This window comes from Mesomycoplasma ovipneumoniae ATCC 29419, from assembly GCF_028885435.1.
Lineage (GTDB): Bacteria > Bacillota_I > Bacilli_A > Mycoplasmatales > Metamycoplasmataceae > Mesomycoplasma > Mesomycoplasma ovipneumoniae.
Genome location: NZ_CP118522.1, coordinates 344,293 through 356,575, shown reverse-complemented (window position 1 = coordinate 356,575; position 12,283 = coordinate 344,293). Strand labels below are relative to the sequence as shown.

5 protein-coding genes are annotated in these 12,283 nt (G+C 32.8%); 2 read left to right on the top strand and 3 right to left on the bottom strand.

Annotation, left to right across the window (positions count from 1 at the left end; translation table 4 throughout):
* The first annotated feature begins 282 nt into the window (after nucleotides 1-282).
* Together PWA39_RS01470 and PWA39_RS01465 are read left to right on the top strand one after the other, a co-directional pair.
* Nucleotides 283-1,311 (top strand): DNA cytosine methyltransferase, encoded by a 1,029-nt coding sequence (locus PWA39_RS01470; RefSeq protein WP_274827482.1) that lies wholly within the window; start codon nucleotides 283-285, stop codon nucleotides 1,309-1,311.
* Nucleotides 1,298-2,059 carry an Eco47II family restriction endonuclease gene (locus tag PWA39_RS01465; protein ID WP_274827481.1) on the top strand — a complete coding sequence of 254 codons (762 nt, stop codon included), beginning with the start codon at nucleotides 1,298-1,300 and terminating at the stop codon, nucleotides 2,057-2,059. Before PWA39_RS01470 ends, PWA39_RS01465 begins: the two co-directional genes overlap by 14 nt.
* Before the next feature lie 159 nt (nucleotides 2,060-2,218).
* Here PWA39_RS01465 and PWA39_RS01460 read toward each other — a convergent pair whose 3' ends face one another.
* From PWA39_RS01460 to PWA39_RS01450, 3 genes are all read right to left on the bottom strand, one after another.
* Nucleotides 2,219-4,231, bottom strand: a complete 2,013-nt coding sequence (locus PWA39_RS01460) for a hypothetical protein (RefSeq protein ID WP_274827480.1) — start codon at nucleotides 4,229-4,231, stop codon at nucleotides 2,219-2,221.
* Nucleotides 4,232-4,302: 71 nt separating this feature from the next.
* Nucleotides 4,303-7,704 (bottom strand): P97 family adhesin, encoded by a 3,402-nt coding sequence (locus tag PWA39_RS01455; protein ID WP_274827479.1) that lies wholly within the window; start codon nucleotides 7,702-7,704, stop codon nucleotides 4,303-4,305.
* A 117-nt stretch (nucleotides 7,705-7,821) separates the two neighbouring features.
* A complete protein-coding gene (locus PWA39_RS01450; RefSeq protein WP_075949643.1) occupies nucleotides 7,822-12,060 on the bottom strand; it encodes a P110/LppT family adhesin N-terminal domain in 4,239 nt (1,412 codons plus the stop codon).
* Between the last annotated feature and the right edge of the window lie 223 nt (nucleotides 12,061-12,283).

Below are 12,283 nucleotides of genomic sequence, written 5' to 3'. Positions count from 1 at the left end.
ATTGATAAATTTTGATATTGAATTAAGGAGGATTAGTTATGTTTTTGCCATAAAAAAATCAGACAGTGCGAATTATCCATTATATTTTTAAATATGATGGAATGCCTTAAATTTAACCGTTTAGAAATCTATAAATTTATGGCTTTTGATTATGGTTCTTTCAAAACTTCATATATTTTTTTAGGCTCAATTAAATAAAATGAGTTTTCTATTTGCATTGAGCTTAAATAGTAGTTGTATTTTTTTATGATTTTTGTTGTTGTAAACCAGGGGGATGTATTAATGAATAGTGACTATACAAGTATTGAACTTTTTGCGGGTGCAGGAGGATTAGCCTTAGGGTTAGAGCAGGCGGGATTTAAGCACATCGGATTAGTTGAATATGACAAATATGCTGCCAGTACACTAAAAGCTAACAGACCAAAATGGAATGTTATTTGTGAAGATATAGAGATTGTGGCTAAGAAAGATTTAGAAAAAGAATTTAACATAAAAAAAGGAGAATTAGATTTATTATCTGGTGGAGCACCTTGCCAAAGTTTTAGTTATGCTGGTAAAAGATTAGGACTTGATGATGTTAGGGGCACAATGTTTTATCACTATGCAATTTTTTTAAATAAATTGCAACCTAAAATGTTGTTGTTTGAAAATGTAAAGGGCCTTTTATCTCACGATAAGGGGAGAACATTCAAGACAATTATCAATATTTTTGAGCAAGAGGGATATAAAATATTCTATGAGGTATTAAATGCTTGAGATTATGGTGTTGCTCAGAAAAGAGAAAGATTAATTGTTGTTGGTATAAGAAATGATTTAGTTAATGATAAAGAATTTTTCTATCCTTTAAAATATGAATATAAACCAGTATTAGCCGATATTTTACAAGATGTTCCTGTGAGTCCTGGTGCTAAGTATTCAAAAACAAAAAAAGATATTTTTTCATTAGTTCCTCCAGGCGGATATTGAAGAGATATTCCTGAAGACATAGCTAAAAACTATATGAAGTCTTGTTGGTATATGGCTGGTGGAAGAACAGGAATACTAAGGAGATTGAGTTTAGATGAGCCGTCACTGACAGTTTTAACTACACCTCAAATGAAACAAACGGATAGATGTCATCCAACAGAGGTTAGACCATTTACTGTTAGAGAAAATGCTAGAATACAATCTTTTCCAGATGAATGGATATTTACAGGGCCAATGTCTTCACAATACAAGCAAGTAGGAAATGCAGTTCCTTGTAATTTGGCCAAAGAAGTAGGTTTAAAAATATTGGAGAAGTTAGAGGAAATTAGATATGGAAATTTATAAGTTAGATTTTATTTCACAAGAAGATTTTGAAAAGCATATAACTAATACTTTGAAGAAGTATAATGAAATGCTCAAAAGTATAAACTTAAAAAAATTCAATAGTAATTTAATTGATCCAATAAAATTAGTTTTTGATAAAAATGTTTTTGATAAAAGTTTTGAAGAAATAATAAAATTGGAAATTCACAGACAAAGAGATAAATCTAACAGTAATATAATTGGATATTTTCATCAAAATATGTTTAAGAATATAAAAAAATGTGAAGTTCCAGATGAGGGATGGGATGTGATTTTTACTGGTGGTGATATAACATATTATGTTGAAATGAAAAATAAGCATAATACAATGAATAGTTCATCATCGGCAAAAACATTTATGAAGATGCAAAATCATTTATTAAATGCCAAAGATAGAGATAGAAGCATTTGTGCATTAGTGGAAGTTATTGCTAAAAAATCTCAAAATATTCCGTGGGTTATTAGTCTTGATAAAGTGAAACAATCTTCTAATGAAAAATTAAGAAGAATATCAATAGATAAGTTTTATGAAATTGTTACTGGAGATAAAAATTCTTTTAAATTAATATGTGAGCAACTACCAATAACAATTGAAAAAATTATTTCTAATAATAAATCACTCAAAGTTCAAAAAGACACAGTTTTTGAAGAGTTAGAAAATATAGATAATGATATACTTATAGCACTATATAAACTAGCATTTAGTACTTATGAGGGGTTTAGTTGATAGAAATTTTATGACTACTAAAAATATGAATCTAGTCGTCTAAATTAGTAGAAAAATCTCAGACAATTAGTTTTTTTAAAAAAAGGTCAATTTTAAAATAATAAAAATCCCCTTTGATTGAAACTCAAAGGGGTAATTTATTTGTTTAATTAAAAAATTTAGTTATTTTCTTGGCTTGTGAATGTTAAATTCTTTAAAGATTTCTCCAAAAGCATTGTTAGTAAGACCACGGGCATTTGCGTTTGCTAGGTTAAGTTCATCGCTGGTAATGTTTTTAAAATAACGGTCATCGATAATAAATTCAGTATCGGCAATTGGTAGTCATTTTAATTTTTGGTCTTCTTGTTTGAATATTCCCACAAATCTAACATTTGAAGAGAAGAAATGCTCAGGAATAACTGTCTGGAATTGAACTGCACCATTATCTTTAAAATCAGGGTTATTATCTTTAGTAGAACGAGTTGCTTTTAACATTGCAATTTGACCACTATCATTTTGGAAAACAAAACGTCAGTCATCTGTGTCTTTAACAGCTGAATAGTCTTGGGTAGGAACTGGTATATTAGTTGTTAGTGTAAAGGTACGGGTATCACGGTTAAATAAAGTTTTTCTTACCCGAAGACCAAATCCGCCATCTTGAACTTGAGTTCAACCAAGTGGATTTTGAAGAACTGTCTTTTTTGCCTCTGCATTTTCAGTTGTTTTAATAAATGGGGTTTCTGAATTTCGGAAATTAGGTCACCAATTAACTAAATTTGGAGCAATCATTTTTTCGTTTTTTTCCAATTCGTCAGGATTAACAAATAATAGATCAGTTAAATTAGCACTAATAATGTTTGATTGTTGTTGAATTAATTCTTTTGGATACCAAAAGTTCAAATAAGCAGTTCCTCAGTCAACGGCATTAGCTCCTACTTTTTCTTTGACAGTTTTTGTGTATTTGTCTTGAACATCTGTGTCTTTTTTGTCAGGATCATTAAATAAATTGTGAACAAAATCACTTGCACTATAATAAGTAACTTTTGTAGGTTGATTTAAAATAATATTTAAATAATCATTAGTAAGTCTGAAGTTTTCCCCTGGACTAACAAATTGATTTGGGTGAACATTTGTCCATCCTTTTCTTACTTTATCTTCTTTTGTTTTATTAAGTTGGTATGAGTATAAATTAAGGTTGGTGGTTGGGGTTTTGGCTTCTGTAGTTTGACCAGTACCTTCTTGAGATAATCTTTGATTTAAATAACCTGAAGGGTCAAAGACTTTAAGAGATAAAGCAGAAAGATTTTCAGCAGGGTCTTTTACGAGTAGTTGATAAAGGGGGTCGTTAATATTGACTCAACTACGGAAAGTGTTATCATGGATTATAGCGGCTGTATCATTTTTACCGAACTTAGGAAAAACTTTACTTCTTATTTCATTTGTATCTTTTTTTGATCAACTCGGGATTAGATCTTCAAATCATTTATCATTTAGGTTAAGGTGTTTTGAGAACTTAGCGGGTTTTTTTATTGTTGTTCATGGAACACCAATTGCACCTTGTAAAATTAATTTAGGTTTAATTTTTACAATATTTGTAGTAGCTTTTGTATCTTGAGCTTCTGAGGAACTAGTAGAAGAATCGGCCGATGTTTTTGCTATTTCAATAGGAGCGTTAATTAAACGTTTTATGTCACTACTTTCAAGGTTGAATGATAACTTTGTTGGAGATTCTACCTTTAGATCAGATATTTTAAAGTCTACCACACTTTGGTTAAGTAATTGGTTTAACGTAAGTTGAACTAATTGATGCTGTGGATTTGGGATCGAAAGTGGCGAAGACTCAATTAATTTTGGATCTTTAACTTCAATGATAGATGCTTCTTTAGTAACTTTTTGGGCAGTTTCAAGTTTTCTATTGATGCTATCATTACCTTTTGCAGCAAGAAAGAAAGTATGTCCTTTAGAAAGCGCCGCCAATTTTGAGTTCTTCACCTCAGGCGCTATCACCGGCTGCAGCGGACTTAAAGCCAGTTCAGCCGGATGAATACTCACCGGCACTGAAGATAGCCACTGACTTGTTGGGCGACCGCTGGCATCAGTCTGTATTGGATTTTTAAATTCTAGAGTAATTGTTGTTGAATTAGCCAGCGGCTGGTCAGGACTATATTGTTTAGCCCAGCTAGTATTTGATACCACCGGAGTCTTTGCCAGTTCAGGAATGTTGTCTTGTTGTTTGTGGACTATCAGACTTAGGCTCTTATCTGATTTTACCCGTGTTGTTGTATTTCCATCAGTAACATTTTTACTAACGAAAGACTAACGCTATAGACCTCCGGTGAGACTTGCTTAACTGATTCAATTTCAAAACTAATGTTTGGATCAAGATTATTAAAATAATTACTAAATTGCTCACCTAAAAGAATTTCGAGTTTTTGTTTTAGAGTCTGTAAGTCTTCATTTGTACTCTCAGATGTTGAGCCAGGAGCTGGACTAGTCTGAGGGCCGTCTTGGAAAGGAGTGGCAAAATAAGGACTCTCGTCTAGTGAAGAGAAAGTTGAGACCTCTATAGCAACTGGTCTTAGTTTGCCTTTAAAAAATTCATCTTGATTTGGCTCCGGTCTTTTAACCTCTGGACGCGGCTGACCTGGAACTTTGTCATCAATTCAACGGATTCCTGAGTCTTGTCTTGGAGTCTCTGGTTCTGGAGCTGGTTTTTTCTTGTCATAAATTGAATTAGCAAGAATTTGTAAATGACCAAATTTTTCAGCATCAAGAATTAAGGACTGACTTGAAAGGGGTGCATCTTCAATCATCTGGTCTAAATTATTTTTTTGTTTTACTTCGGCTTCTGACTGACCAGAAGTGCGGACAAAAATTGTCTGCGGGCTTGATTGAATTACATCATCAACAAATTTACCAGCATTATCATCAAAGCCAACAACATATTTGATTTTTAGGCCAATTATGTTACCTTCTTTAGAAGTCTCAGCATCGTCTTGAATTTCAAATTTAATTGAAGGACGCGCACCTGAGTCTTGGTATTCATTTCAATTATTAGCTAAGGCTGCCTGAGTATAAAAAGCAAAAACTAAATCACTAAGAGTTGAGATTTTGCTAAAATTCTGATCTTTAAAAGGAACTTGAGGATTATTATCAGTATCTACAGTATTTCAAAAAGCTGGTTGTTTAGCAATTTTAATTGCATCTTGGTAATTTTTAAGAATTTTGTATGTTAGTTTTTGGCTGTTGTCTTGGGCTTTTTCTTGGCCAATAATTTTGTCTCAAATTGCAAAAGGTAGACTTGCTAACTGGTTTTTATCACTAACAAGATTTTTAGTAATTTCAGCTTTTCAGTCAGTAGTTTGGGTTGAGGTAGTTGAGCTTGAACCAGTTGAACCAGTTGACTGAACTGAACTAGAATCTAGGCTTGCTGGTAAAAATAAAGCCATTCCTTGATTTGGACTTGTAATGTCATTAGCAAGATAACCGTTAAAATCAAGAAGTTTAAGTCCGAATTTTGTCCCAACAGATCCGTCTTGGTTTTCTTCGGCATCTTGCTCACTTAGAAAATCTTGGTCGTGCTGGAAGTTGTCAAATTTAGTTTTGATTTTTACTTTCGCTAAATCTGCTAAAGTTGGATTTAGCGGTAAGTCTTGATAGCCTTCAAATTCAAGACCCATTTGGGTTCCGAGATCAACAAGTTTTTTGATTGCCTCTTTAGGTTCTAATGATAAAAGGTAACGGAAATAAGCAAATAAAGAAGCACGATTTTTAAATGCTGAAGTTGAAACTGAATAAATATCAGCATTTTTTAAAGCCTGAGCTGAGTCAATTGTTGCATTTAAATTAGCTATTTCTGTGTCAGACGGAACTTGAATATTTTGGCTTTGTAGAGTTGAGCCTAATTTAAAATCAATATTGTAGCTATTTTGATCACTTAAAAGACTAATTAGTTTTTTATAGTCTCCTTGGTCAATTAGCTGTTTAATTTCGTATTTTGAAAGTAAATAAGACTTTGGAGCACCTTGGGCAAGATCATAAGGATTTTCTTTGGTTGCACCAACGGTTAGATTAGTCCACTGCGACTGAATTGGGGAAGTAGCAGCTAATTGTTGGGCAGCATCTTGGGCACTTTGGGCATCTTTTAATTGTTTTAATTGCTCGCTAAGTTCAGGATAAAGGCTGCTTAGGGCATCCTCGATTTTTTGATCACGGAAATTATCAAGTTTAAAACTTACAGTTTTTTCCAAAATAGTTTTAATATTTTGACCTGTGTCGCCAAGAATTGATGATTTTAGCTTAATTTTGATTGGCAGTTCAATAAATAATTTTTTTGAAATTGAGTTTTGACGAATTTTAGCATTTGAAACTAAAAAGTCATAATCAAGATGCTCGCGTAAATTATCAAAAAGTAAATCGTACTTACCAAAAGAAAAAGTTAGGCCACGTGTTAAGCTTGCATCAACTATATCTTTAATTGCACTAGGTTTACTTACAAGTTCTTGAAGTTGTTTGTAAAAATTAATTGCATCATAACGAAACAAAGAAAATTTATCAACTGGCTTATTAGAGGTTTGTCTTAATACATCACGGTCAAACAAACTAAGTTGAGAAGGAAGTAAAACTCCGGTAGTTGGGTCAACCGTAGGCTTATCTGGGTCAATATAATAATCAGAAGCATCAAGCAAATTAACATCGAGTTGATCGCTTAGATCTTTAGTATTAGCAAATAAAGTAGACTTATCACTTGCTACTAAGTCAATTGAAGTTAAAAATGACTCATCTTTATGTTTATAGTCAGCTAGTGTAGCTTTTGCCTGAGGCCCAAATTCAGTTTTTAAATATAAACGAACCGCAGGAACTTGTTGATTTAGACTTGTAGCTCACTCATTTGGACTTTGAGGATTTTTAACAAAACTAAATACAAAAGGTTCTTCTAAGTCACCTTTGGCAAAGCCAAAGCCTTGGGCTTCAAGACGAATTTTTGCTTTAATTGCCTGAATGTCAAAAAATTTGCTTAAATGAGATTCAAATTCCTCTAATGTCTCAAGTTGATTTAATGTTTTTGCAAAATCATCAGCACGAGTTAAGCCCAAAGGTCTAACAGAGGTTGACGAAAAATGACTAAGAGGATTAGGAGTCAAATTAGCAAAATTTGAGTCAACAATATCACTAAATTGAGCTAGTGCCGCTTTTGGGGCATCAACTACTGAAAGGTAAATTGACTTTGTTGCCGAGCGAGCAACATTTTTGTCTTCAAGAGTTTCTTCCAGGTGAAAGGAAAGGAAAAAGCGTTGTTGTTCATCTTGGGCTTCAAATTTTTCAATAACAACTTTGTATTTGTTTGGAATTGCCAGAACACTACGGCCATTGTTAGTTAAAAAGTTGAATTTTGAAGCAAAATCGCTAAATTCACTACTTTGAGCATTAAAAGTTTTGTCCCCTAAAAGTGCTTGTTTTACAGTTTTATAGTCACTTGTAAAGTGAGCAACGCTTGGCTTAAAACTTACTGAATCAATTAGCCCGAGTTGACTAACAACACCTTGGGTAGGATTAACTCCGCGGTATCTGGTTTTAGCAGCAAGTCCGGCGACAGTTCCAAAGACCGTCGACATTAGTACAATTGCAGCGGCACTACCAATTAATATTTTTGCCTTATTCTTTTGCATAAAACCCCTCCAGGTTTTTTTAGTATACTTTTTTAATTTAAGTTAGTTATTTAATAACTAAAGACTTAATTTAAATATATTAATATTTATTATTAACAGTTGTTAATTAATTATTGATTATTTAAAATATTGATCAATAAAGGCTTTACGGATCTCAAGACGCGCTTTGTCATCTTTGGCCATTTTTTCACCTTTAAAGACTGCAAGAGCTTTAAATGTTATTCCTTCACGATCTTTGCCTGAAGAATCAAGCCCACTAATTATTCGATCACCAATTTGGGAATAATCAATTCCACGACCAAACATTACACCAATTGGGGTATCAGGATTAATATTCTGTTTAGCATCTTTATAAATTGACTGTAGTTGACTTGTTCAAACATATGGCTCTTGATTTGGTTCTCTTTGGGCAATTAGACTAAATGTAACGGATGATTTATCAATACGAACTTCTAAAATTCAAGTTTTATTTAGGAATGACTCAAGTGAAACATTTTCGCTTGGTCTTGTGTGATTAAATCAAATACCATCTTGATAAATTTGACCTTCAGTAGAAGAGGTAGTAGTACCGTCCTTAGGTATGGAATTTTTAAAGATTTCATTTACATCTTCAGCTTTAACGGTTGGTGAAGTTTGGGTAGTTCCTGCACTACCTGAACCACCTGCACCAGTGTTAAACAATTTTGCAGACTCTTTAATTTCTTGATATTTACCCGCCTCAAAATCAACATCTGTTTGTTTTGCATAATCATAAAGTTTAGATGGATCTTTATCGGTTGCTACTGGATCAGTATCACGGAAGACAACTAGCCCTTTTGTTTGGTAATTATGTTCGGTTGTTGATATTTGATTTTTATCAATTGCTAATGAACGAGCTTTTTCAATTCTTCAACCAAGATTTAGGATTGATGAAATTCTCTTGGCTTTATTGTATTCACTACTTCCATCACTATCATCAACAGTTCTGAATAGTTCAAGATAACTTGCTCCAAAAGAACCATTTTGTGCTTCTGGGGCAGTTGATAATAATTTATATGACTGATCTACTAATGTTTCTGAATTTACAATATTATTTTCAGGTTTGAAAACAAAATACATTACACCTTCTTGCAGAGTTGATTTTTCAACTTGGCGTCCACGTGTTTTAATAAATCCTTTGGTGTTACCATCAAATTCATAAACAGAACCTTGGTTGTCAAAATCATAAACAAGCGGTTGCTTAATTGTTATACCTTTTCCGTCAGCTGCTCTTTGATTGTAATAGCCGTTTTCTTGAAGTAATTTATCAAGTGCGCTATTGTCAGTAAAATTATTTACTTTATATTGGAAGGATGTTTTTGTTGAACTAACATTAGTTAAAATTGAGTTTGACTGACCTTCATGGGCATGAAAATCAAGACCAGAACTTCCGTCAATGAAGACATCTGGGCTATAAGCAAGTGATGTTTTAAGAGCAGTATTATTTTTATTAACACCAACAAGTCCAAATGTTGACGAAGCTATTGTGTCATTATCGCTGTCAAGAACTTCAAAAACAAAGTTATATGAACGGTTTTTTGCGTCATATTGACTTGATATTGCTAATTTTTGCCCTTGAGCTTTATTAAATTTTTCAAACTTATCAAGATAATTAATTAAATAATCACCAAAAGCAAATGTTTCTTCTTTTTCTGGAGCTGGAGTTGCTGGATCTTGGAAGGCTGTTGCATTATTTACTACCACAGATGAAGAAGTTGTTGCGGCTGAACCAGTTGAACCTGAATCTGAACCCGCTGCTGGAGCTGTAGATGAACCTGAGCCTACTGCAGGAGGATTTGAAGTTGTTGAACCTGAATCTGCTGGTGGGTTTGTAGGAGCCGGTGGAGTTGGGTTTGCTGGTGCCGGTGCTGGAGTTGGGGCAGCTTCAACTTTAGGTTTTTGCAAACTCATTTCGTTGGTAATTGGATTTAGTGTTGATTTTAAATAAGCTTTGGCATTATTTTTATCACTGTCTGAAAGACTAAATCATGAGTCAAGTTTTGCAGTTTTGAAAATTGAATCAAGATCACTTTGGAACAATAGATAAGGAAGTGAATTATTTAGTGTTCCTTGGTGGTTATTACCAACTAATTTTTCAAGTTCATTTTGAACTTTTGAACCTTCTGTGTTAATTGTAATTGGGTATGTGAAACCTTTAAATTTATATGAAGAATGATCTTTTTCTGGAGCACTAGGGGTTACAGGAATAGCAACATTTACCGCCTGAGGATTAACTTCATCCTTAGGTTGCTCAATAGCATCAGAAACATCTAAAAATGGAACATTTTTAGGACTTACTTCTAATTTTAAATTAGAATCAGCTTTAAAATTAACATTAAGTTTTAAAGTTTTATCTGTGCTTTTCTCATCTTGATTTTGATCTAATGAAAAATCAAAATTATAATTATCAACTTTAAGGTTATCTTTAGTTTCAAATCAAAAATCTAATTGATCTGGGGTAACTAAAACAGTTTTACCTTCGGATTGAATAGTTGGTAATTGATAATTATAAATTTCAAAATAGGGAGCGTAAAAGTCTTTATCTTTTCCAACTAATTCAATAGTTTCATGTACTTTAATAAAATTATACTTTGATGGTGCAAAGTCTCGCGGACTTTCATCATCAAATCGAGTTACCTGCTTTGGCTGTTGCACTTGAGGTTGTTGCTGTTCTGGTTGTTGCTGCTGCGGTTGCTGTTGTTGTTGTTGTTGTTGTTGTTGTTGAGCCTGAGGTTGACTAGTTGAACTAAGCGCTGCAACTGAAGCTTGAACTGCAACAGGTTGGGTTTCACCACTACCAGTAGAAGTTGAGCCAGTTGAATCAGTTTGGACCTCAATATTATATTCTTGTTTTAAATATTCTTTGACAGAATCCTTTGAACTCTGTTCTCCTTGTGAAGCAAGTTTTTTTAATTTTTCGTCAAAAGTTTCAGAAGATTCAGTTTGAGACTCAACTGAAAACTCACCCTTGATTGCTTTTTTAACTAAATCAGGACTTTCTAGATATTTTTTAAGAACCTCGGCCACTTTTGAGTCTGGTGCTAAACTTTTTGTGTTATATTGAGAAATTAATTTAGCAATACTTTGATTAGGATTTTTTCTAAAATATTCCGCAACTTGTGGTTTTAGACTAATATATTTATTTTGATTTTTATTTATTTTTGCAAATATTTTATCTTTAATTGAGTCAACTGAACTAAGACCAGTAATTTCTAGTCCAATTAATTTTTCTTTGTTAGATTTATCCAATAATTTTAGTCAAATTTTTGCAGTACCTTTTGCATCGTCAATATCAATTTTAACTAATGATTTTTCAGAAGTAACTGGTAATAAAGTATACTCATTTGGAATTAGACTCTGTAATCCAGAAGCGGCAATTAATTCAAGTCCACCAAATGATTCTAAAGTTTGTTTAAGTGCAAGTTCAAGATTAGGATTTGTTGGTTTTAATTTAGAAACTAAAGGAACTTCAGGGGCTTTTGGGGTCTCAGGAGTTGCATCAACTTTAGGGGCTTCAGGGGAAGAACCGTCTGTGCCTGGTTGATTTGAATCACCTTGGGTTCCAGCGCCTGCTCCATTTGAAGCAGTGTCACCATTTGTTCCTCCGCCAGTTCCTGCACCTGTTCCTGCGCCATCTTGAAACTGAGTTGCCACTCCAGCAGCAACGCCATCTGGAGTTTTATTTACAGCATCAAAAATTTCAGGAGAAATCTTACGAAGATTGGTTAGTAATTGATCTTGAAATTTAAGGGCAAAAGCTGAAGGAAAAATTGAATCTGAAGCAAACTTTTTAGTTAGTTGAGATTTATCAAGATTGTATTTTGAAGACTCAGCAATGAAATTTTCAAGAAAATCTTCTTTGGCAATTGCACTAAATCCAGAAAGATTTGCAGTAAAAGCACGACTTGCTACTTCTTTTTTTGTTTTTTTATCAAAAACAAAAACAGTCAAGTTCCTAATTGAATTTGACTCAACCTTTGTTTCTTCAGTTACTTGAATATCGAAAAATAAATTAGAAAATTTGTTATCAACTTTTGAAAAATCAACTGCTTGACTTAATTTAAAGGCATATAATTTATCGTTGTGTAATTTAAATGCCTGTGAAGCTGAAATTTTGCTTCATTCGGGTTTTAGACTAAAATTGCTGATGGCGGCGACCAAATCAGCATCGTTTATTGGCGGGTTTAATTTCGTTTCGGACTTATCATTATCAAATAATGACTGATAAGACGAGTTAAGTGCTGATCGTTGTAGACCAATACCAACTCCGGCTGTAATTCCGATGAAACTAAGTCCCGCTAAAACTATTAATACTTTGTTGCGAATTTCTTTTTTCATAATGTAAAAAATTATACCAAAAAAAATTAATTTTTTTTATTTTTGAAATACTTAATTATCCTTTTTTTTTTTTTTTGCAGGTTGTTTGAATTTCCAAATATATTATAAATTATTTTTTTGACTAATAAATGAATTTCTCCTATTTTTTTAAACTATAATTTTCATAAATAGTAAAATTATACCAAAAAGAAAATTATTTTTTCCTTTTTATTCAAAAATATGC